This window comes from Aristaeella hokkaidonensis (assembly GCF_018128945.1).
GTDB classification, from domain to species: Bacteria; Bacillota; Clostridia; order Christensenellales; family Aristaeellaceae; genus Aristaeella; species Aristaeella hokkaidonensis.
The window spans coordinates 1,439,146-1,460,678 of record NZ_CP068393.1; the positions used below are offsets into that span (position 1 = coordinate 1,439,146).

The following is a 21,533-nucleotide window of genomic DNA, read 5'->3' on the forward strand; positions in this document are numbered from 1 at the left end:
CTTTCACCCCGTACTCTTATATTCCATAATCCCGCTCCGGTATTCTACCATAAGTTATCGGAGCGTGACAATCAGGTGCGGTTTGCTGTTTATGCCTGTCCCGTTATGGACAAATTTGCCCGCAGCCTGTAAAATACAGGTATTGAAAATGATGATTCCGGAGGCTTTTCAGATGGCTTCGATTCTTTCTGCCTGCCTGGTGCTTTATCACTGCGGTGATGAGCTGACCCATGCCCTGAGATGTATTCAGAACGCAGATGTGGATGTGGACGTCTACCTGGTGGATAATACGCCGGATGATCCAACCGCCGAAAAAGCCGAATGGCTGTTCCCGGGTGTAACCGTTCTCCCCCAGAAGTCAAACATCGGCTTCGGCCGTGCCAATAACGCGGTGCTTCCCCACCTTCAGAGCAAATATCATCTGATCATGAATCCGGACGTTACCTTTGAGCCTTCCCTGCTCAACCGTATGATCATGTATATGGAAGCCCATCCGAACATCGCAATCCTGACGCCCCGTGTGCTGAATGAAGACGGCACCGAGCAGTATCTTCCGAAAAAGCGGATTTCCGTCCATTACCTTCTGGGAGGGCTGTTTGAAAACTACAGCAAACTTTTCCGCCGATGGCGTGCAGACTTCACCATGGCGGACATGGACATCCGCTATCCTGTCCCCGTTGAGTTCGCCACCGGTTGTTTCCTGTTCATCCGTACCGAGATCTTCAAGAAGCTGGAAGGTTTCGATCCCCGTTTCTTCCTTTACCAGGAGGATTCCGACCTGAGCCGCCGCATTCTGGAAGAACGCCTCGGCAGTATCGTTTATCACCCCGAAATGTGCGTCACCCACCGCTGGGCCCGTGAAAACACCCGTACTTTCAAGGGCCGCATGCGTCAGATAGCTTCCGTATTCAAATATTTCTTCAAATGGGGTATCACTTGGTGAAAACCTCCGTATTGCCGGCCCCCTGTAAAGAAAGAATTCGCCATCAGGTGCTGCCGGGTTCTTCCGCTTTCTGGAGCCGGTTGAAGTTCAGCTTAAAGAATTCAAAAAACCGCTTGCATTTTGTTCCATAGCGTGATATCATAGCAAGGCTTGATGTGTAACTCCAACGAGGAGGATGATTTCCATGGGTAAGTTTTGTGAGATTTGTGAGAAGGGCACGCTGAACGGCAACAACGTCAGCCATTCCAACCGCAAGAGCCATCGCATCTGGGCGCCCAATGTGCAGAGCGTTCGCGTGATGGTCAATGGCACCGCCAAGCGGATGAACGTGTGCACCCGTTGCCTGCGCAGCGGCAATGTGCAGCGCGCACTGCCCAAGGTCCACGAAGAGGCCTGAGCCCTTAAGAATCACAATTAACCCGTCTGTAGTGCAACAGACGGGTTTTCTTTTATCTGTTTCTTCGAAACCGATAAAACACTCTTCACTCTTCACTTTTCACTCTATTGGTTTAACACTCTGTCACATTCGCCCTTTGGGCGAATATATCACATTGAGCCGCGGAATATCCGCGGCTCAATATATCATATTTGTCGGAGACAAATATATCATTACAAAACGCGTAAGGCTTCAGGCCTTATGCGTTTTGTACAATACTCTCTGCAGCCATTCTCTTCCCTGCTTCCGCATTTCTTCCAGGCTGCTGCTTTCCATATCCCTCAGGAATTGGTCCACCCGGCTGTTTTTGCTTTCCGGATCGTCTTCCCGGTAACGGCGGCACACATCCGTCCGTGTACCGAATATCGTTCCGAATACCAGTCCGTGGAAACTGTCCGTGCAGAAGCAGGCCGCGTCCCGGACCGCACCCAGGAATTCTTCCGGACCGGCTCCGTCCAGCAGTTCATAGCCGCTGCGATAGCTCTCAGCGGTAACCGGCATCACCAGCACCCGCAGCCCCGTCTCTGCCTGCAGCTGACGTACCCGGTTCCAGTAGTCCGCGTTCTCGCCGATAAAGTAGCAAAGCAGGTACGGTTCTCCTTCCGGAGCATCTCCTGCAATCCCGTTCCATTCGTCCCGCGTCAGCAGGCAGACCGGATCCGGCATAACGTCTGCCTTCAGGCCGGTCATCTGCTCAAGCAGTTCCATACCTTCCTGTTCCCGGACCGAAATCGCCCGGAAGTTTTTTGTCCATCGTTTGATTTTACGGATCTTGGAAGATTTCGGCAGCCTGCTGATTCCCAGGCTGGCCGCATAGGCAATCTTATTCTTCTCATTCCCCGCAAAAGTCAGGAAATAAGCCGGGTTCAGCCAGACCGGATTCCAGATCTGGTCGCTGCCGCACACCAGCAGGTCGCAGTTTTCACTTTCCCGCCGCAGATCCTTACGGTTCCGGCAGGGTGCAGAAAGCTGCATTCTTTTCCGGTAAAAAGCCGGAATGGCTTCGCTCTTACGGCGTGCACCGCTCTGATCCGCCCAGACGCTGCGCTTGCGGATCCCGTCCAGGATCAGCTTCAGGTCGTTGCCGCTGGTCAGCAGATTCCATATTTTTTCTTTTCTGTCCGGTTCATAATCCAGGTGCAGGCATTCGCATCCCAGTTCCCGGAGGGTTCGCTGCAGCGCGTAAGCCTGCAGCGAGGAACCGTAATTGTTGTTATGCAGAAAAGTTATGATCCCTGCCCGGGCCATCTTCTCTCACTCCGTCCGTTACTGTTCGCCGGTCAGGATATCCGCAATCCGTTCACAGGCGTGTCCGTCTCCGTAGGGGTTCTCCGCATGTGCCATCTGATCATATGCCTGCCGGTCATCCAGGAGCTTTGTGAACTCCCGGTAAATCGTCTCTTCATTCGTTCCCACAAGCTTCAGCGTGCCGGCCTGGATACCTTCCGGCCGTTCAGTCGTATCACGCATCACCAGTACCGGTTTGCCCAGGCTCGGCGCTTCCTCCTGGATGCCGCCGCTGTCTGTCAGGATCAGGTAGCTCCGCGCCATCAGGTTATGGCAGTCCAGCACCTCCAGCGGCTCTGTCAGCCGGATCCGTTCGCATCCGCTCAGTTCCGCGTCCGCCGCTTCCCGCACGACGGGATTCATATGGATCGGATACAGTGCCTTCACGTCCTCATGTTCCTCAACCACCCGCCGGATGGCACGGAACATGGCATGCATGGGTTCTCCAAGATTCTCCCGCCGGTGGGCAGTCAGCAGGATCAGCCTGCTGTTTCCGGCCCATTCCAGGTCAGGATGGCTGAAGTTCTCCCTTACGGTGGTCTTCAAAGCGTCAATGACCGTATTGCCCGTCACATAGATTGACTCAGGCTTCTTGCCTTCCCTGATCAGGTTGTCCCGGCTCAGGGGCGTGGGAGCAAAATTCCAGTTTGCCAGGATGGATACGCACTGGCGGTTAAACTCCTCCGGATAGGGAGAAAGCAGATTATAGGTTCTCAGACCGGCTTCCACATGGCCCACCGGAATCTGCAGATAGAAGCAGGCCAGTGCCGCCGCGAAAGTGGTGCTTGTATCTCCATGTACAAGAACCGCGTCCGGCTTTTCCTTCTCCAGCACGTCCTTCATACCCTGCAGCACCCGTGTGGTGATGTCAAACAGGGTCTGGCGCTGCTGCATGATTGCCAGGTCATAGTCCGGCTTCACGTCGAAGGCGTCCAGCACCTGCTGCAGCATGCCCCTGTGCTGTCCCGTGACGCACACCAGGGTTTCAACATTCTTCCGGGTCTTCAGTTCCTTGACCAGGGGGCACATCTTGATTGCTTCCGGCCGGGTGCCGAAAACCAGCATAATCTTCTTACTCATCGTCCCAGTCCACCAGTCCTTTGGATTCGAGATACTCCTGCTGATAATCCATGAAGTCATCCACCAGCGAGGCAAGCTTGACAGCCTTTACCGGATCCAGCTTGTTCTGCTCTGCCAGTTTTTCCACCATATACTCGAAGGCTTCGTCATCCTCATAGTATTCGGTACCGGCGTTCCCGTTCTCATCGATCACATGATGCTCATGCATATACGCCATATCAGCGTCGATCGCCTGGCTGATCAGCCCCGGCAGACAATCCGCCAGTTCCGGATGATCCTTTGTGTGAATTCTGGCCAGAATAAAATCCAGTGCCTCCTGCTTGTCATACCCGTTCATCATTGTGCATCATCCTTTCTCAGCGCTGTTTGATATAAACCATGGGCCGGTCCACGGAAGGCCGTTCGCTGCCGTTCGGATAGAACAGCAGATGGCCCTCCTTGATCATCAGGATTCCCGTGGAACCCTGCAGTTGTTTTTTCTCCAGCAGCAGCTGCACCAGTTTCCCGGTCAATGCAGGCCCGCCGCCCTTTTCCAGGCAGTCTTTCCAAAGGGTGAAGTTGCAGCCCTTCTCGGTGCAGCCAAAGGCCCTGCCGTTTTCCCGGACTCCGCCTTTGCCGCACACGGGACAGACCGTACCGGGCAGCGGAGCCGACGTGATTTTCTTCTTTGCGCCGCCTTTGCCGTATTTGCGTTCTTCTGCGGGGAAACTTACAGCTGCAGCGGTATTTCGTGCATAGTCTACCAGAAAGCTGCTCATCCGGGCAATTCCGTCCATAAAACGCTGCGGATCCTGCGCTCCGTCCGTGATATCATGCAGAGCCAGTTCCCAGCGTCCTGTCAGTTCTGGACTAGAAAGCTCACCCGGGACCACGTCGATCAGCATAACGCCCTTGTCTGTAGCCTGCAGGGTTTTACCCTTCCGCTGCGCGTACCCGACTTTCAGCAGCCGCTCAATGATAGCCGCCCGGGTGGCCGGCGTACCAATGCCACTTCCCTTCATCTGCCGGACCAGCTCTTCATCATCCAGTTCCTTGCCTGCGGTTTCCATGGCTGCCAGCAGGCTGGCGTCCGTATGGGGTGCCGGCGGTTTGGTCTTGTCTTCTTTGATCTTCGTACCGCGGACCGGCCGTGTATCCCCTTCCTGCAGGGGCGGCAGCGGATTTTCGCTTTCCCCTTCCTCAGCCGTCTTCTTCTTGGCCTTCGGCGGGTTCTCCAGCGGCGGCACGTCATGCCATCCGTTGTTCACAATCACTTTGCCGGTAGTGCGGAACAGATGTTCCTCCACCTTCGTGACAATCTTCGTCGCGTCATAGTCACAGGCCGGATAAAAGGCTGCAAGCAGCCTCCTGGCCACCATGTCATAGAGCTTCCGCTCGTCTTCAGTGAACTTGGAAGGATCCGCCCGTTTGGCTGTGGGAATGATCGCGTGGTGATCCGTGACCTTTGTCTGATCGATGGTTCGTTTGCTCACCGGCAGTTTTCCGCCGGGCAGCGCACCCGGAACAAACTTCTGGTAGGTTTCCGGCAGCAGCTTCATGGTCTGTACTACCCGCGGTATCATATCCGGCGGAAGAAACCGGCTGTCTGTACGGGGATAAGTCAGCGCCTTGTGTTTTTCGTACAGGCTCTGGGCCGTTTTCAGCGTTTTATCCGCGGTAAAGCCCAGCATGCGGTTTGCGTCCCGCTGCAGGCTGGTCAGGTCATACAGCTGCGGCGGAAGCTCCTTCTTCCGGGTGGTTTCAGCCTGGATTACGGTACCTGTCTTATCCTTCACTTCCGCGGCAATCTTTTCCGCGTCTTCTTTTTCTTTCAGGTGGGTATCCGGATCCAGTTTATCGGAAAAGTATACGCCGCTGTAATCACCGAAATCGGCGGTTAGTGTGCAGAACCCTTCCGGCTTGAAGTTTTCAATTTCCTTCCGGCGTTTCACCAGGATCGCCAGCGTCGGCGTCTGTACACGGCCGATGGAAAGGAGCGTATTGTATTTCAGTGTAAATGCCCTGCTGGCATTCATCCCTACCAGCCAGTCTGCCTTGCTCCGGCACCGGGCACTTTCATACAGCCCGTCATAGTCCGCTCCCGGCCGGATATCCCGGAAGCCTTCCGTAATGGCCTCATCTGTCATCGATGAGATCCACAGGCGCTGGAAAGGCTTTGTACAGCCGGCTTTTTCATAGATATACCGGAAAATCAGTTCGCCTTCCCGCCCGGCATCTGTCGCGCAAATCAGCGAATCTGTCTCTTTATCATTAATCAGCTTTTTGACCCTGCTGAATTGATCCCTGGTAGTGGAGATCACTTTCAGGGGAATGGTTTCCGGCAGGATGGGCAGCGTCGCGAAGGACCACTTTTCATACTTCGGATCCAGTTCGTTCGGCTCAACCAGCGTCACCAGGTGCCCCACGGCCCAGGTAACGATGTACCGGTCCCCGATCAGGCATCCGTCGCCGCCTGTCCGGCAGCCGAGCACCCGTGCAATATCTCTTCCCACACTGGGCTTCTCGGCAACCACCACAATCTTTCCCATGACGCACCTCCAACCATAATATATTAGCACATTCATAGGCATTTGCCTATGAATATTCGGCAGAAGTCTGCACCTTCTGCCGAAATGATATATTTTGACTTCGTCAAAATGTGATATATTCGTCTTCGACGAATGTTTTAAACTCTCAACCAGTCATTTATCTTTTCGAACTCGCAAAACACCTCAGTCACAAACTATCACTTTCGCCGAAGGCGAAAATATCATTTGCCCGCTTGCGGGCAATAAGAATGGCCTCCCCAATGGGAAGGCCATTCTTTAATTTACTCAAGCCCGTATACTTTTTTCGCATTCTCTGTCGTATATTCTGCCACTTCTTCGGGTGTTTCTCCCCGTATTTCCGCCAGCTTCATTCCCACGTACCGGACGTTTGCCGGTTCGTTCCGCCGTCCCCTGACCGGTTCAGGCGCCATGTAGGGACTGTCAGTTTCAATCAGCAGCCGGTTCTTTGGAACGATCCGGCAGGCTTCCTGCAGTTTGGGGGCCTTTTTGAAGGTCAGCGGGCCTGCAAAGGAGATGTAGTATCCAAGCTTCAGGTACTCCTTCGCGATTTCCGCGCTTCCGGAGAAGCAGTGGATGATCCCGCCGGTCAGCTTCGCCTTCATGCCTTTCATGATTTCCAGCATTTCAGCATGTGCGTCCCGGATATGATAGGCCACGGGAGCTTTCAGTTCCCAGGCCAGTTCCATCTGACGGATGCAGACTTCCCGTTGGATTTCCCTGGGGCTGTGGTCGTAGTAGAAGTCCAGTCCAATCTCGCCGATGGCTTTGATCTTTCCCTTCCGGTACCAGTCCGCCATCTCCGCGAGATCTTCCTCCCGGAAGCCCTTGGCTTCATGGGGGTGGATACCGCCGACCGCGATGGCTCCCGCGTGTTCCCGGGCAAACCTGATGGCCCGCCGGGAGGTTTCCATATCGGAGCCAATCACCGCGTACCGGGTAATGCCGTGCTCCGCCATGCGGGCAAGCGCTTCTTCCCGGTCTTCATCAAAGACTTCTTCATCCACATGGCAGTGGCTGTCAAACCATTCCATCATCCGATCAGGGCGCCGTCCTCAACGCCTTCGCCGACAGAAACCAGCCTCAGGTTGCCGTTATCGTCCAGTGCGGACAGGATCATGCCCTGGCTTTCGATACCGGCCAGCTTGGCAGGCTTCAGGTTGGTGATTACCGCCACCTGGGTTCCTACCAGGGTTTCCGGCTCATACCATTTCTGGATGCCGCTGACCACTATGCGTTCTCCGTCTTTGCCCAGGCCCAGGCGGAACTTCAGCAGCTTGGTGCTCTTCTCCACCTTTTCACAGGCCAGCACGCGGGCCACCTGGATCTTGCACTTGAAGAAATCATTGATATCGATCTCAGCAGGATATTCCGGTTCTTCGTGCTTCTTTTCAGCCTTCTGTTCCTTCTTCTGCTGCTTTTCCTCAGCTTTGGCAGCCTTCTTTTCTTCCTTGCCGCCGGCCAGGGCTTCCAGCTCCTTGTTCACGTCAATCCGCGGGAACAGGGCCTCGCCCTTCTGCACCTTGGTGCCGGCAGGCAGCAGGCCGAAGGTCTTCAGGCTGTCCCAGGTCTTCAGGCTTTCATCCGTAACACCCAGCTGGGCGAAGATGCGGGCGGGCGTAGAGGGCATGAAGGGTCCGATCAGCACAGCAGCAAACCGTACGCATTCCGCCAGGGTCAGCATCACGTTCGCCAGCCGGTCCTTCTTCTCCGGATCCTTGCCCAGAACCCAGGGCTGGGTCAGGTCAATATACTTGTTGCACTCACCGATCACCTTCCAGATCTCGGCCAGGGCCTGGGAGAACTGCAGCTTATCCATCTGTTCGTCCACCAGTTTCGGCAGGGCGGCACAGTGCTCCTGCAGGGGGGTATCCAGTTCCGGATCAACCGCGTCTGTCCAGGCGGGCAGGACACCGTCAAAATACTTCTCGATCATCGCCACGGTCCGGCTTACCAGGTTGCCCAGGTCGTTCGCCAGGTCCGCGTTCATGCGGGTCAGGAAAGATTCATTGGTGTAGTTGCCATCCGCGCCGAAAGGCATTTCCCTCATCAGGTAATAACGGAGCGGATCCACGCCGTAGCGGGCCACAATGGGGCCGGGATAAACAACATTGCCCTTGGACTTGCTCATCCGGTCCGCGCCGAAGAGCAGCCAGCCGTGACCGAATACCTGCTTGGGCAGCGGCAGGCCCAGCGCATGCAGCATGATCGGCCAGTAAATCGTGTGGAAACGAACGATTTCCTTACCTACCAGGTGAATATCCGCCGGCCAGTACTTTTTGAACAGTTCATCATGATCCGTGCCGTATCCCAGCGCGGTGATGTAGTTGCTCAGCGCGTCGATCCAGACGTACACAGTGTGCTTCTCATCGAAATCCACCGGAACGCCCCACTTGACGCTGGTACGGCTCACGCACAGGTCCTGAAGGCCTGGGCGCAGGAAATTGGTCAGCATTTCGTTGGCCCGCTTTGCCGGCTGGATGAAGTCCGGATGGGTTTCGATATAGTCAATGAGCCAGTCCTGGTATTTGCTCATCTTGAAGAAATAGCTTTCTTCCTTCATGGGCTGGCAGGGACGTCCGCAGTCAGGGCAGACCTTCACGCCGTCTTTTTCCACCAACTGGGTAGGTGTCCAGAAGCTTTCGCAGGGAGTGCAGTACATCCCCTCATACTCAGCCTTGTAGATGTCTCCCTGTTCATAGAACTGGCGGAAGATTTTCTGCACAACCTTGATATGCCGTTCCTCGGTAGTGCGGATAAAATCATCATACTGAATGTCCATGAGCTTCCAGAGATCCTGCGTCTCCGCGACGATCTTGTCCACGTACTGGATCGGGGTAACACCGGCTTCCGCCGCCTTCTTCTCGATCTTCTGGCCATGCTCGTCCGTACCGGTCAGGAAATAGGCGTCATAGCCCTGCATCTTCTTGAACCGGGTCATGGTATCGGCAGCGACAGTGGTATAGGTGTGGCCGATAGTCATGTTTCCGGACGGATAATAGATCGGCGTGGTGATGTAGAACGTCTTTTTGGTCTCACTCATGGTTCATTCCTCCATCATAATTGACTAAAAGGGCTGTTGCGACGCAACAGCCCTGATTCATCTTGCCCGTTATTACTGAGCTTCGGCCGCGGTCTCAACGGGATATACGGAGACCTGCTTGCGATCCTTGCCCAGACGCTCGAACCGAACGATACCGGTGGTCTTGGCGAACAGGGTATCATCCTTGCCGATGCCTACATTGTGGCCGGGATGGATGTGGGTGCCGCGCTGACGCACGAGAATGTTGCCGGCCAGCGCCATCTGTCCGTCGGCACGCTTCGGTCCAAGACGCTTGGACTCGCTGTCGCGGCCGTTACGGGTGGAGCCCATACCTTTTTTATGAGCGAACAGTTGAAGATTAAGCTTCATCATTGTTGTTTCCTCCGTTCTTTAATGGAAAATGTCACGTTCTGCGGATAGGCTTCCGCGAGATCTTTCAGTCCCTGCCTGAGTGTCTTCATCACGATCTGTGCCTCTGCGTTTTCTTTTTCCGTTGTTTCCGGAAGTTCAAACGCCAGCACACCCTTGTCTTCGTTATACTCAGTAATCTCCGGTATAACGCCGCACACGCTTTCCAGCGCGTTCACACAGGTACAACCGAGAATGGAAGCAGCCGCACATACAATGTCACGGCCTGATTCCGCCCAGCCGCTGTGACCCTCAAGCCGGCAGCCGGTCAGGTTTCCCCCTTCCCGGTACAGGACTGCGGTGATCATTACGCGTTGATCGCGGTGATCTCCACCTTGGTGTAGGGCTGACGATGGCCGATCTTTCTCTTGGTGTCTTTCTTGCTCTTGTACTTGTAAACGGTGATCTTTTCACCCTTTACCTGAGCAATGACCTTGCCCTCGACCTTAGCGCCTTCAATGGTGGGATTGCCGACTTTCACGTCGCCTTCGCCGCCGATCATCAGCACATCGAAGGAAATCTTGGAATTAGCTTCCTGGTTGACTTTGTCGATGTAGATCACATCGCCCTGGGATACACGGTATTGTCTGCCGCCCGCTGCAATAATAGCGTACATGGGACAGCACCTCCTGATTACAATCTCGCCGGGATTCTGAGGTTGCGCGATGCGCATTTGGACAGACCTCTCCCGAGCGGCACTGAAATAAGATATCACTTCCGGCCCTTGCCTGTCAAGCATTATTTGCGTTATTTCTTCCGCTTTGTTTTAAACTCATCAGCCATTTCGAAAGAACCGACCTGCCCGGAGGTACCGAAAGCGAGGATATCCGCCTGCTCCCGACCGTTGGGCTGGGAACTCCAGACCTGGTTCAGCTGGTGGCCCATGAACGCGACCGCAGCGCTCTGTCCGCCATCCATATTCACGGCAATAGTGCAGCCTTCCTGCATCATCAGCTCCGCAAGATAAGCCATCTGAACACCCTTGGAACGTTTGATCCGCCCTTCGCACATGACCACCACATAATGGCCGTTCTCGACAACACCGATTGCCAGCCGCGGATGATAGCTTGTATTGGTCAGGTTCAGGGAATACTCCGTCAGCTTGCCGTCCTTCACCAGGCACGGTCCGAAGGAGTATACCTGTGTTGCGCCTTCCTCCACATATTTCCCGGCGCTCTTGTCCGGATTGGGCAGGCTGTCCGCGTGTCCATCCGCGTAAAGTGCCAGCGTCTCATAGGTCGGCATGCTTCCCTTGATGTATTCCAGCTTATGGGGATCGTCAAAGATGACCTCCCCATTCCTGACCTCGATGCCGGTCGGGTATTTCTGCTTGATGCGGTAAATGTAATAGTCTGTTGTGGTCGCAAACACCACATTGTTGTTCAATGCAATGTTGCGCATGAACTCCTTGCCGCTCTTCGGCTTTTCCGGATTGTTATATACCGTTACCGGCAGTTCACCCGCCTCGGTGTCGCACCAGATGTGTGCTTTGAAGCAGTAGAACGGATGCTTGGGATCCGGCTCCTCAATCGTCCGGTTGATTACAACACGGATAGTCTGGTTAACGTAGATGTACCGGCCGTTCTCATCATCTGCGTATACATATTCCCCTTCGTCCAGGAAGCCGCGGCTGTTCAGCTCCACATTCGCCCATTCCGGGGCTGTCACTTCAGCGAATGCCTGGGCTGTCCCCGTGTAAGGCTTCTCTGTTTCAGCCTCTTCTGCCTGTTCAGGCTCTTCAGTTTCCTCTGTCTCAGGTTCCACTTCCACATCCGTGTCTTTTTCTGTTTCGTCTGTCTCAGGTTCCTCCGGAATCTCTTCCTCGTCCGGCTCTTCAGTATCCGGCTCTTCTTCTGTTTCGTCCTGGGCAGGTTCTTCTTCTTTTGTTTCTGCCGGAACCTTTTCCGCGTGCGTCAGATCAGCCGCGTCGATATGCTCCAGGAAATCATTTTTTGCTTCATCCGGTCCGACCGTGGTGCTGCGCAGGCCGAAATGATCATAGGGATACATCTTCGCACCGGTTTCCTCCACGGTAAACTCAACGAATTTCCCCTTGATCTTGGAACCCATTCCCTGCTGGCTGGCATGCAGTTTAAAAGCTTCCGCCGCCATCTGGGCACCGGTTCTGCCGTTAAAGGCCTTCAGGGGCTGAGCCCAGTCCAGAACAGTCTGCTCAGCTTCTTCTCCGTACTGATGCAGGTACAGTTTCTTCACCTGCCAGGTATCGAAAGCCTGGTAGGAATCAGGGGATTTCATGGGGTCTGCAGCCCGCTCAAAGCATTCCACAGCAGCGTCAGCAACCATCTTATGCTGCGGATGGCCATATTCTCCGTTCTCCGCGTGGGTAACCACCACTTCCGGCCGGAAACGCCGGTACAGTTCCGTTACCCAGTCCAGCACTTTATCCTTACCGCCGGCATTTTTATAGGCGTCTTTCACTTTGCCGGTATTGGCATAGTTGTCCGCAAAACCGCCGAACACGGGATAGTGTCGCACACCCATGGCCCACAGGCCGTTCAGAGCTTCGCTGCGCCTGGTGGTGTTGCTGTATGTCAGATAGGCTACTTCAACCTGTCTTCCCTGTTCCGTGTTGTAAACCGGAATAGCACCGCCCGTAAACAGCAGCTCATCATCCGGATGGGCAACAAGCACCAGCAGGTCTGCTTTCTCTGCTGGTTCTTCCCAGCGCTGAACCCAGTCCGGCACCTCGCCCTTGCCAAAGGCAAAAATTTCATTGAATCCCATGGAGTTTTTCTTTTCCATGGTGGACAGGATCCGGATTTTCTTCACCCCGTCCAGTTCAAAGAAAGCATGGTGATAATGGGGGTTGCCGCCTTCCGCCACGGTAACCCAGTCCTCACCGCTCTGTTTCTGGATCACATAGGTATCCGGCATCTTCTGAAAACACAGATACAGGCCGTAGATCGGCTGGTCAGAAGAAAGAATCACCCAGGGATTCTTCTGCTTGCTGCTTTCCCAAAAAGTGGTGTATTTGCCGTCAGTAATACAGCTGATCTTCCCGGGCTTGTCCACAGTCTTTACGGTCAGTCCGCCGGTCAGGTTTTCCGCCTCTTCCGCTGTCGCGGGAACCACAGTCAGCAGCAGAAGCAGAAGCAGGAGAACCGGCAGCAGTGCTTTCAGTTTATTCATACCTATTCATATCCTTTGATTGTTCTGTGTTTATTCCTTCAGAGCCTTTGCGAAGGATTCCGCTCCGAAACGATCCGGCAGTCCCAGCCATTCAGCACAGGTAGCGCCGATGTCCGCAAAAGTGCTGCGTACACCCAGGTCTGCCGCGGTGTTCATGCCGGGTGTCCACGCCAGGATCGGAATATATTCCCGGGTATGGTCCGTGGACTGGAGGAAACAGGGATCGCAGCCGTGATCCGCGGTAATGATCATCAGATCCCCGGGATGGAGCAATGATTTCATTTCCGGCAGTCTGGCGTCAAATGCCTCCAGTGCCCCCGCGAAGCCCACAGGATCGTTCCTGTGTCCGTATACAGAGTCTGTATCCACCAGGTTGGTAAAGCACAGACCGTCGAAGTCGGTTTTCATAAACCGGATCAGTGCGTCCATGCAGGCCGGGTTTCCGGCGGCATGATCGCTCTTTGTCAGTCCCTGGTGGGCCAGGATGTCCTCAATTTTGCCCACGCCGATGCTTTCCATACCTGCTTCCTTCACAGCGTCAGCAAGCGTCCTGCCGCAGGGCGGCAGAGAAAAGTCGCGGCGGTTGCCGGTCCGTTTAAAGCTGCCGGGCTGTCCGACAAAAGGCCGTGCGATCACCCGGCCTACTCCCAGTTCACCCTGGAGCATCTCCCGGGCAATCCGGCAGAACTCGTAGAGTTTTTCCGGCGGGAAAAGCTCCTCATGGCAGGCAATCTGGAACACGCTGTCCGCGCTTGTGTAAACAATCGGCGTATGGTTTTTCAGGTGTTCCTCTCCCAGTTCCTCAAGAATCACCGTTCCGGAAGCCGTCTTGTTTCCGATGCATTTATAACCGATAGCTTTCTCGTACGCTTCCATAAAGGAGGCCGGAAAGCCTTCAGGGAAAGTAGGGAAAGCGGTTTTGACCTGTACCCCGGCAATTTCCCAGTGGCCCGAGGTCGTATCCTTGCCCTTGCTGACTTCCCTTCCCCGGCCATAGGCTCCCTTCACAGGTCCGTCCCAGGCGTATCCGGTTCCGGGGATCCGTCCGAGACCCATCTCTGCCATGTTCGGCAGTTTCGGGTTGCAGGCGGCAATCACATGTCCCAGCGTATTGGCACCAACATCGCCGTAATCGGCAGCATCAGGGGCTTCACCGGTACCTACAGCATCCAGCACAGTCAGAAACACGCGGCTCATTGCTCATCCTCCTTTTCAATCCAGGGCTCTTCAGTATAATCCGGATCCACTTCCGGCATATGTTCACAAACCATCAGGAAGGCATCCTCGTTATTATCTTCATAATACCGTTTCCGCTTCCCGACAGAAACAAATCCAAGGCTTTTGTAAAGATTCTGCGCCCGGAGATTGCTCACCCGCACCTCCAGCGTGGCATAGGACGCACCCAGATTGGAGAGAACCTGAAGCAGCTCGGCTGTCAGCTTTTTGCCGATTCCCCTGCCTCGTGCCTCTTCCCTCACAGCGATGTTGGTAATATGGCTTTCGTCCAGGATAATCCATGCCCCGGCATAACCGAGGATCTTGCCGTCCTCTTCCGCCACCAGATACCTGGCAACCGCGTTCCGGGTCACCTCCTGCCGGAAGCTTTCCCTGCTCCAGGGCCGCGCGAAGGTGGCCTGCTCTATTTCAGCGACCTGGTCCACGTCCTTTAACCGCATGAAACGGATCACCGGTTCACTCATGCCCCATGGCCTCCAGCAGCTTTTTGTTTTTCTGGGCATTCGGCGGACGCAGATATGTGGCCTGCAGGCCCAGGTAATCAGTCTCCCCGCCTTTTCGGAGCGCAATGGAGCCAGCGGCGGACGGACGCAGATAACCGCGGAAAGCGAGTGCGAACTCAGCCCTGTCACCAAGGCGTGCCGTAATCGCCTGCTTGTGGACAGGTGCCCCGTCGCCAATGAAAAGGAAGCGTTCCCCCAGTGCTTCCACTGTATCCAGGTATTCCTCCAGCTTCATCGGTGCGTCTCCGGTCAGCCTTTCCGCTTTCCGGAAAGCCGCCCCGTATACCTGTCCGGCACGCGCGTCCTGGATCGGGCACACAATACCGTCAAATTCTCCGGCCGATTCACTCAGTGCTTCCAGCGCGTCCACGGGAATGCAGGGCAGTCCCGCCCCGTGTGCCAGTCCCTTTGCGGTAGCCACGCCGATGCGGACGCCTGTAAAGCTTCCGGGGCCTGTCACCGCGGCCACGGCGTCCAGCTCGCCGATTTCTTTTCCTGCCGCGTTCAGCGCAGCCTCAATCATCGGCATCAGGCTGGCGGAATGGGTGTTTTTATTCTGAGCCGTAAACTCACTGTATACCTTTTCTTCGTCCATGACGGCTGTACCGCACACAGGACCTGAAGTGTCAATTACCAGTATTATCATTGTTCCCGCCTCATTCCAGCGTAATCATCCTGAAACCGCCGCAGGGTTCCGTTTCAATCTGGCGGCTGTTTTCTCCTGTTGCTGTTATCCGGATCCGGAGGCATTCCTCCGGCACCGCGTCCGGGCACTGTGCCGGCCATTCCACCAGCGCGATCCCGTTTCCTCCCAGATATTCATCCATCCCGAGTTCATACAGCTCTTCCGAGCTTTCCAGCCGGTACCAGTCGAAGTGATACAGCGGCAGCTTTCCGCTCTCGTAAACGTTCAGGATTGTAAAGCTGGGGCTGGTGACGGTCTCCGTCACTCCCAGCCCTTTTGCCACGCCCCGGGCAAACTCGCTTTTTCCGGCTCCCAGGTCTCCTTCCAGCAGGATCACGTCTCCTGCTTTCAGTTTTTCCGCCAGCCGCTTTCCGAGCTCCCTGGTCTCCGCTGCACTGTTTGTTATCACTGTGTTCATTCCGTCAATCCAACTATCATTATTCATTCTTCAGTCTTTAGTTTTCAGTCTTCATTGAATCGATTAAAAATCGATTCTTGCTGTGCCAACGGGACGAATATTCAGCACACTGCATGCGTCCTTCCCGAACGCGCAGTTCATTGTTTCCACAAAACGGCCAACCATTTCCTGCGGCACAAAGTTCAGCGTCGTACCCGCAAATCCGCCGCCGTGAATCCGCCATGCGCCTTTGCCGCGCAGCATATCTTCCGCCATGCACAGGGCCAGGCTCAGGCTCTGGTCGGCAGGATCCGCGTAGATATTCTGCAGGTACATGTAGCTGGACCGGCCGCTGTCAATGATCAGCTGCAGGAAGTCCCCGATCCGGTCCTCCTTCAATGCTGCCACCTGTTCCGGCACACGCTCGTCTTCCTGAATGAAATGGAAGGCCCGCAGAAGCGCCCTGTCGCTGACTTTGACCCGGAGTTCACCGATCTTCTCCATGATCTGTTCTCCGGTCAGTCCCCGCAGGACCGGCTGGCCGAAGCATTCCGCCACGCTCTTCATCTCTGCCGGAATCGCCGCGTAATGATCTGTCAGGTTTGCATGCGATCCGCCTGTGGCCACAACAACAAGTGAATATCCCTTCTTGGCGAAATCATAGGAAATCGCCTCCACTTCCGGATGATCTGTATCCCGGAAGTCGACGGTCACCAGTCCGCCCGCTGCGCTGGCCATCTGATCCAGCAGCCCGGAAGGTTTACCGAAATATTCGTTTTCCGCCTGCTTGCTGATCTGTGCACGGAGCACATAAGGCATCTCAAAAGCGTTATACAGGCTGTCCAGCACGCCGGTAAGCATCACTTCCAGGGCTGCGGAGCTGCTCAGGCCGCTGCCTCCTGCCACTGTGGATGTCACAGCAGCGTCAAAGCCCCCGATTTTGTACCCTGCCTTCTTCATACCGGCAGCCACACCCCGGATCAGCGCCCGCGTCGTTCCCTTTTCTTCGGGCATCACAGACAGGTCTGTCAGATCCATCTCAATGGCATCATATCCCTCGCTGTGAAAACGCACCTTCATGTCATCCCGGGGACTGACAGCGCACAACGCGTCAAGGTTCACGGATGCCGCAAGCACCCTGCCGTGGTTATGATCCGTATGATTGCCGCCGATTTCCGTTCTTCCGGGCGCGCTGATCAGCTGCACGTCCCCGCATTCCCCGAAAATGGCCGCATGACGGCTGAGCAGACTGGCATATCGCTGTGTCTGCATTTCAATCGTTTTCCTGTCTGAACCGTACAGATACCGGAGCTGATCCTGTACGCTTTCTGAAAGCAGTTTCCTGATCTTATCCTCTGTATAACTACTCATCCGGATCACCTCCGTTTACTGAATGGCCTTCTGCCAGATTCCGATCATTTCAAGCAGTCCCTTTTCCTCCACTGTCCTGCAGAACTCTTCCCAGTTTTCATCTGTCAGTTCTGTATCACCTGTTACAAAGCAAGCCATCGCCTTTTCAACATAGCGGGACAGGTTGTTCTGGATCTCCGCAACCTTCGCTTCGTCTTCCGCGTTCAGCGTCACAGGCGGATAAGGAATAACGCTGTACTGTTTCAGCTTCTGGAGGGCCTCCACCACATTCCGTGTTGCCTCGTCCATATATTTCGTCTGGAAACCGGCATCCACCCAGGAAGGAGCCGTTCCGCCCTCGCTGATGGTATGCGTCGGAAGAATCTCGTCGGCCACAGTCTGCAGCGGATAGTTCCACTCCCACAGTCCGTTTTCATTCCAGATATACTCTTCCCCTTCAAGGCCATAGTAAGCCATCAGGCTGCCTTCCTGTGTATAAAGGGTATTCACCCAGGCAACCAGTTTCTCCGGCTCCTTGCATGCAGAGGTAATGGCAAAGGTGCCCCTTACAAGGTCGCCTGCAAAATCCCGGTATACTTTTGTTCCGTTACAGCTCAGAGGTTCAAGCAGCGCATACTGTTCCAGAGCCTTCTGAGGCAGAATGGTCAGCGGAGTGGTGGAAAGCAGCACGCCGTACGGGATTGCCTTATTCTCGTCTGTAATCTGACGGAGATTATCTGTAGTCGAAAAGCCAGTCGAATCCAGCAGTCCTTCTTCCCACAGCTGATGAAGCCAGGTCAGGAAAGCCCGGTTTTCCTCGGAAGTCAGCGAGGAAGATACAATACCTTCCTTTTCGCTGATGTAATAGTCATTATCAACCATTCCGAAAGCGTGCGCCAGGAAGCGAAGTTCCCACATGCCGACAAACGCCAGCGGGATCTCATCCTGCTGATAGTTTCCGTTGGGATCCCCTGTTTTGAAAGCCCTGAGCACTTCCGTCAGCTCATCGGCTGATGAGGGAGTGTCCAGCTTGAGTTTTTTCAGCCATGCCGTATTAATCCACATGGCATCGTTGTTCTGCAGCGTATTGATTGCAGGCAGTGCGGGGATGGCGCCATCCGCCATCGTAATCGCTTTTTTCCAGTCAGGGTGTTCTTCCAGGAGCTTCCACAGATCCGGTGCGTACTGTTCCAGATAAGGAGCAAGATCAATAATCCTGCCTGCCTGGTAAAGATCGCGAACCTCAGAAGCATTCAGTTCCGCCTTGAAAAGAACGTCCGGAAGATTGTCGTTTGCCTTCAGTTCTTCCTTGCGCTGCGTCCACTTATCATAATCACTGTACTGTGAATACTGGAAAGAAATGCCTGTTTTCTCCTGCATCCGCTCAAAGAAAAGATTGGTATCCCAAACGCGGTAGGTTACGTCTCCGTCATAACCTTCCATAATATAATCGGGTGCTTTCTGCATGCTTTCACCGCATGCCGTGGAGAACAGCATGAGAATCACCAGAATCCAGACAATACCTTTGCGCATACGCGACCTCCCGAAACAATATACTCTGACATTATATTATATCCTACCGAAGGTACTTTTTCCAGCCATCTTTTCTGCAGGTATAAAAAAGGCGGCGGATCTGCATCCGCCGCCTGCTTGTCTGATCTTACTTTTTCCGCTTCATGAAATTGGGAACTCCATGTGAATCTGTTTCCATAGCCTGGTTCTGAGGCACGGGCTGGTACGCTCCGGTCTGGCCGGTTACCTGTCCGTTGTTGTTAAACAGCGGCTGATAGTTGGCAGGCTGTGTGCCGAAGGCAGCTGTAGCCTGGGGCACTCCCGCGGGCTGTCCCATCGGTGCGAAGGGCTGCGTTGCCTGTACAGGCTGCTGCGGCGCGGTTTGCTGATAGCTGAATCCGGTCTGGAAGGAACCGGTATTCACCATGCCGGGCACACCCATGCTGGGACGGCTGCTGCTCATAAAGGTCGGCACCTCTCCGGTATTGCCGGAAGAGAAGGGACTTGCGGGAGAAGCTGCCGGTGTATCAAAGGATGTCCGGGCCGCTGTTGATTCACTTCTGGAGAAATTCGTCCCGAAAGAACCGAAGAGGCGTTCATGCTCAATCTCACGAGGCTTGCGGGCCGGTTCCTTTACAGGGAACGGCGTCTTTTCGAAACCGGTGGCAATAACAGTGATGCGCACCTCGTCGCCCATTGTTTCGTCGATACCCGCGCCGAAAATGATGTTTGCGTCGGGATCCGCCGCTTCCATAATCAGGTTGGCTGCCTCATTGATATCCACGATGGAGATATCTTCGCCGCCGGTCACGTTGATCAGCACAGCGCGTGCGCCGTCAATGTTCGTCTCAAGCAGCGGAGAGGAAATTGCGTTCTTGGCTGCTTCCACCAGCTTGTTTTCGCCGCTTCCAAGGCCAATACCCATATGGGCCATACCGCCGGATTCCATAACTGTCTTCACGTCGGCAAAGTCCAGGTTGATCATGGCAGGCACAGCGATCAGGTCACTGATGCCCTGGATGCCCTGGCGCAGCACGTCATCGGCAATCTGGAAAGCTTCGATCATTGTGGTTCCCTTGTTTACCACCTGAAGCAGACGGTCATTGGGAATCACAACCAGGGTGTCAACATGCTGCTTCAGCTCGGCAATGCCGGCTTCCGCATTCTTCATCCGCTGTTTTCCTTCAAAGTTGAAGGGCTTGGTCACAACCGCAATCGTCAGCGTACCCAGATCCCGTGCAATCTCTGCAACGATCGGAGCTGCACCGGTACCGGTGCCGCCGCCCATACCAGCGGTGATGAACACCAGGTCCGCCCCTTTCAGGGCAGAGGCAATTTCTTCGCGGCTTTCTTCGGCAGCACGACGTCCCACCTCAGGAATAGCGCCTGCACCCAGACCCTTTGTCAACTTTTCGCCAATCTGAATCTTAACCTGTGCATTTGTCTGGCTCAGAGCCTGACGGTCTGTATTGACGGAGATAAAATCAACTCCGCGCAGTCCGGCATTCACCATGCGGTTGACGGCATTGTTTCCGCCGCCGCCGCATCCGACCACCTTAATTGATGCGAAAGTGCTCTGTTCTTCGTTCTGGAATTCAATCATACTCTTAACCTCCCAACAGACTGCGGAAAAAGTCTTTGATTTTGCCACTTGCGCCGGCTGCCGGCTGACGCTGCTGTTCGATCGTATCGATGATCAGATCCATCAGTCCCAGAGCGCTTGAGAAACAATGGCTGTTCAGTTTGGTTGTCCGACGCGGTGTTTCCTGTACCGGCCGTCCGAGTCTGCCGGCAAGATACTCCTTGCCGCCGCGGTTGAAGTTCAGTCCGCCGCCGGTCAGGAATACGTTGGACCAGCTTCCCAGTCCGCCGAAATCATCGTCCACGGCTTCTTTGATCTTCGCGCAGATATCATCAAGTTCCGTGCAGAGAACAGGCTTAACCTGCTCCCTTGTAAACACTGTGCCCTTCTGTCCGTCTGCCCCGGGAACCTCATAGGTTTCTCCGGAGGTTTCGATACCGTAAACAAATTTCCGCTTGATATCTTCCGCGGCACTCAGGGAAATGTCGAGTTCTTCCGCCAGCGCAACAGCCAGGTTGCCGCCGCCGACGTCCAGCACCTTGTGATAGATGATGGCGTCTCCCTCAACACCGATGATCTCCGTGTTCAGGTATCCCATATCAATCAGCACTGAAGTGTGATCGCGTTCCTGCTCATTCAGGTAAAGCATGGCCTCACCGGCAGATGTGGAATAGAATCCGGTAACAACGATCCCCAGATCCGCCATACGGTTGGTCACGTCATCGATAAAGAATCTGTTCCCTACCGCAAAGCTGATGAAGGCTGTCATTTCGCGGCCTTTCATTCCGACAGGTTCCAGCGTCTTTTTACCGCTGTCCACCATAAACCATGCGGGGCTGGAGTGAACCACAACGCCGGGTACGTTGGTCAGGTTTTCAGCAGCCTTGCTGAAAGCAGCCTTGACATCAGCCGCGGTGACCCTCGGATCGGTTCCCTTCAGAGGGATTGTAACTTTGGTGGCGTAAACGTGGGTAAACGCACCGGGAACACCGACGTTGATCTCCTTGATCTTGCTGCCGGACTGTTCTTCCGCGTCTGCAATAGAGCGGCGGATCGCTTCATCCAGCGCGCCGGGATTGTTCCATCCCTCTTCGAGATAACCATCATACTTTGTCACACCGGCAGCGGTGATGTCACAGCGCTGACTGCCGCTGTTTTCAGCAACGAGCGTAACTATCTTGCTCGTACCGAAATCAATGGCTGCAACCGTTGTTTTCATAGGTTTCTCATGCCCCCTGTTATCCGGATCCGTGAAACAGATCACGGTCAGTTACTTCAAAATAATGTATACCTTAAGGAATTATACCTTCTTTAGCCTGTTATTGCAAGAGTTTGGCACATTTTTATTACATTTTTCTGCATTTTTGTAACAATT

Annotated in this window: 19 protein-coding genes and 1 pseudogene; 2 read left to right on the plus strand and 18 right to left on the minus strand. The window is 54.6% G+C overall.

Annotated elements, in window-relative coordinates:
• Positions 1–172: 172 nt before the first annotated feature.
• Entirely contained in the window at positions 173–943 is a 771-nt protein-coding gene (locus tag JYE49_RS06495; protein WP_179217427.1) for a glycosyltransferase, read from the plus strand.
• 184 nt (positions 944–1,127) lie between these two features.
• Complete coding sequence (gene rpmB / locus JYE49_RS06500; RefSeq protein ID WP_084096892.1) at positions 1,128–1,340, plus strand: 50S ribosomal protein L28; 213 nt, start codon at positions 1,128–1,130, stop codon at positions 1,338–1,340.
• A gap of 231 nt (positions 1,341–1,571) precedes the next feature.
• On the opposite strand, the gene JYE49_RS06505 is transcribed toward rpmB, so the two are convergent.
• The 18 genes and pseudogenes from JYE49_RS06505 to JYE49_RS06590 all read right to left on the minus strand — a co-directional run bounded on the left by JYE49_RS06505 (position 1,572) and on the right by JYE49_RS06590 (position 21,377).
• The gene (locus tag JYE49_RS06505) at positions 1,572–2,627 is read right to left on the minus strand and encodes a polysaccharide pyruvyl transferase family protein (RefSeq protein WP_093958239.1); all 1,056 of its coding nucleotides are present in this window, start codon (positions 2,625–2,627) and stop codon (positions 1,572–1,574) included.
• 18 nt (positions 2,628–2,645) lie between these two features.
• Entirely contained in the window at positions 2,646–3,746 is a 1,101-nt protein-coding gene (gene wecB, locus JYE49_RS06510; protein ID WP_179217428.1) for a non-hydrolyzing UDP-N-acetylglucosamine 2-epimerase, read from the minus strand.
• Positions 3,739–4,086, minus strand: a complete 348-nt coding sequence (locus JYE49_RS06515; protein ID WP_093958240.1) for a hypothetical protein — start codon at positions 4,084–4,086, stop codon at positions 3,739–3,741. Before JYE49_RS06515 ends, wecB begins: the two co-directional genes overlap by 8 nt.
• 16 nt (positions 4,087–4,102) lie before the next feature.
• Entirely contained in the window at positions 4,103–6,274 is a 2,172-nt protein-coding gene (locus JYE49_RS06520) for a DNA topoisomerase III (protein ID WP_179217429.1), read from the minus strand.
• A gap of 281 nt (positions 6,275–6,555) precedes the next feature.
• On the minus strand, positions 6,556–7,329 hold the full coding sequence (locus JYE49_RS06525) for a TatD family hydrolase (protein ID WP_093958242.1): 774 nt from the start codon (positions 7,327–7,329) through the stop codon (positions 6,556–6,558).
• Positions 7,326–9,335 (minus strand): methionine--tRNA ligase, encoded by a 2,010-nt coding sequence (metG, locus tag JYE49_RS06530; RefSeq protein WP_093958243.1) that lies wholly within the window; start codon positions 9,333–9,335, stop codon positions 7,326–7,328. The genes JYE49_RS06525 and metG overlap by 4 nt, the downstream gene beginning before the upstream one ends.
• Before the next feature lie 72 nt (positions 9,336–9,407).
• Positions 9,408–9,707: a 50S ribosomal protein L27 gene (gene rpmA / locus JYE49_RS06535; RefSeq protein ID WP_093958244.1), complete on the minus strand. Its 300-nt coding sequence runs from the start codon at positions 9,705–9,707 to the stop codon at positions 9,408–9,410.
• Entirely contained in the window at positions 9,704–10,051 is a 348-nt protein-coding gene (locus JYE49_RS06540) for a ribosomal-processing cysteine protease Prp (protein WP_093958245.1), read from the minus strand. Before JYE49_RS06540 ends, rpmA begins: the two co-directional genes overlap by 4 nt.
• Entirely contained in the window at positions 10,051–10,359 is a 309-nt protein-coding gene (gene rplU, locus JYE49_RS06545; RefSeq protein ID WP_093958246.1) for a 50S ribosomal protein L21, read from the minus strand. The genes JYE49_RS06540 and rplU overlap by 1 nt, the downstream gene beginning before the upstream one ends.
• Before the next feature lie 131 nt (positions 10,360–10,490).
• Positions 10,491–12,893, minus strand: coding sequence for a phosphodiester glycosidase family protein (locus JYE49_RS06550; protein ID WP_093958247.1), 2,403 nt, complete (start codon positions 12,891–12,893; stop codon positions 10,491–10,493).
• Positions 12,894–12,923: 30 nt separating this feature from the next.
• On the minus strand, positions 12,924–14,090 hold the full coding sequence (locus JYE49_RS06555) for a phosphopentomutase (RefSeq protein ID WP_093958248.1): 1,167 nt from the start codon (positions 14,088–14,090) through the stop codon (positions 12,924–12,926).
• Positions 14,087–14,593, minus strand: a complete 507-nt coding sequence (rimI, locus tag JYE49_RS06560; RefSeq protein ID WP_093958249.1) for a ribosomal protein S18-alanine N-acetyltransferase — start codon at positions 14,591–14,593, stop codon at positions 14,087–14,089. The genes JYE49_RS06555 and rimI overlap by 4 nt, the downstream gene beginning before the upstream one ends.
• Positions 14,586–15,278, minus strand: a complete 693-nt coding sequence (gene tsaB / locus JYE49_RS06565) for a tRNA (adenosine(37)-N6)-threonylcarbamoyltransferase complex dimerization subunit type 1 TsaB (protein ID WP_093958250.1) — start codon at positions 15,276–15,278, stop codon at positions 14,586–14,588. Before tsaB ends, rimI begins: the two co-directional genes overlap by 8 nt.
• A 10-nt stretch (positions 15,279–15,288) precedes the next feature.
• On the minus strand, positions 15,289–15,735 hold the full coding sequence (gene tsaE / locus JYE49_RS06570) for a tRNA (adenosine(37)-N6)-threonylcarbamoyltransferase complex ATPase subunit type 1 TsaE (protein ID WP_093958251.1): 447 nt from the start codon (positions 15,733–15,735) through the stop codon (positions 15,289–15,291).
• 63 nt (positions 15,736–15,798) lie between these two features.
• Entirely contained in the window at positions 15,799–17,085 is a 1,287-nt protein-coding gene (locus JYE49_RS06575) for a galactokinase (RefSeq protein ID WP_093958252.1), read from the minus strand.
• A gap of 15 nt (positions 17,086–17,100) precedes the next feature.
• Entirely contained in the window at positions 17,101–18,597 is a 1,497-nt protein-coding gene (locus JYE49_RS06580) for a type 2 periplasmic-binding domain-containing protein (RefSeq protein ID WP_093958253.1), read from the minus strand.
• A gap of 592 nt (positions 18,598–19,189) precedes the next feature.
• Positions 19,190–20,179: pseudogene (ftsZ, locus tag JYE49_RS06585) on the minus strand (cell division protein FtsZ); the annotation flags it as partial.
• Between the two features lie 4 nt (positions 20,180–20,183).
• The gene (locus tag JYE49_RS06590) at positions 20,184–21,377 is read right to left on the minus strand and encodes a cell division FtsA domain-containing protein (RefSeq protein ID WP_093958255.1); all 1,194 of its coding nucleotides are present in this window, start codon (positions 21,375–21,377) and stop codon (positions 20,184–20,186) included.
• Between the last annotated feature and the right edge of the window lie 156 nt (positions 21,378–21,533).

What these genes read in the sequence shown, in the direction of transcription:
- wecB (WP_179217428.1), bottom strand. Translation starts at nt 3,746, where the DNA reads ATGAGTAAGAAGATTATGCTGGTTTTCGGCACCCGGCCGGAAGCAATC.
- JYE49_RS06505 (WP_093958239.1), bottom strand. Translation starts at nt 2,627, where the DNA reads ATGGCCCGGGCAGGGATCATAACTTTTCTGCATAACAACAATTACGGT.
- JYE49_RS06525 (WP_093958242.1), bottom strand. Translation starts at nt 7,329, where the DNA reads ATGATGGAATGGTTTGACAGCCACTGCCATGTGGATGAAGAAGTCTTT.
- tsaB (WP_093958250.1), bottom strand. Translation starts at nt 15,278, where the DNA reads ATGATAATACTGGTAATTGACACTTCAGGTCCTGTGTGCGGTACAGCC.
- JYE49_RS06540 (WP_093958245.1), bottom strand. Translation starts at nt 10,051, where the DNA reads ATGATCACCGCAGTCCTGTACCGGGAAGGGGGAAACCTGACCGGCTGC.
- metG (WP_093958243.1), bottom strand. Translation starts at nt 9,335, where the DNA reads ATGAGTGAGACCAAAAAGACGTTCTACATCACCACGCCGATCTATTAT.
- JYE49_RS06590 (WP_093958255.1), bottom strand. Translation starts at nt 21,377, where the DNA reads ATGAAAACAACGGTTGCAGCCATTGATTTCGGTACGAGCAAGATAGTT.
- rimI (WP_093958249.1), bottom strand. Translation starts at nt 14,593, where the DNA reads ATGAGTGAACCGGTGATCCGTTTCATGCGGTTAAAGGACGTGGACCAG.
- JYE49_RS06575 (WP_093958252.1), bottom strand. Translation starts at nt 17,085, where the DNA reads ATGAGTAGTTATACAGAGGATAAGATCAGGAAACTGCTTTCAGAAAGC.
- JYE49_RS06520 (WP_179217429.1), bottom strand. Translation starts at nt 6,274, where the DNA reads ATGGGAAAGATTGTGGTGGTTGCCGAGAAGCCCAGTGTGGGAAGAGAT.
- JYE49_RS06495 (WP_179217427.1), top strand. Translation starts at nt 173, where the DNA reads ATGGCTTCGATTCTTTCTGCCTGCCTGGTGCTTTATCACTGCGGTGAT.
- tsaE (WP_093958251.1), bottom strand. Translation starts at nt 15,735, where the DNA reads ATGAACACAGTGATAACAAACAGTGCAGCGGAGACCAGGGAGCTCGGA.
- JYE49_RS06550 (WP_093958247.1), bottom strand. Translation starts at nt 12,893, where the DNA reads ATGAATAAACTGAAAGCACTGCTGCCGGTTCTCCTGCTTCTGCTTCTG.
- rpmA (WP_093958244.1), bottom strand. Translation starts at nt 9,707, where the DNA reads ATGATGAAGCTTAATCTTCAACTGTTCGCTCATAAAAAAGGTATGGGC.
- JYE49_RS06555 (WP_093958248.1), bottom strand. Translation starts at nt 14,090, where the DNA reads ATGAGCCGCGTGTTTCTGACTGTGCTGGATGCTGTAGGTACCGGTGAA.
- JYE49_RS06580 (WP_093958253.1), bottom strand. Translation starts at nt 18,597, where the DNA reads ATGCGCAAAGGTATTGTCTGGATTCTGGTGATTCTCATGCTGTTCTCC.
- rpmB (WP_084096892.1), top strand. Translation starts at nt 1,128, where the DNA reads ATGGGTAAGTTTTGTGAGATTTGTGAGAAGGGCACGCTGAACGGCAAC.
- rplU (WP_093958246.1), bottom strand. Translation starts at nt 10,359, where the DNA reads ATGTACGCTATTATTGCAGCGGGCGGCAGACAATACCGTGTATCCCAG.
- JYE49_RS06515 (WP_093958240.1), bottom strand. Translation starts at nt 4,086, where the DNA reads ATGATGAACGGGTATGACAAGCAGGAGGCACTGGATTTTATTCTGGCC.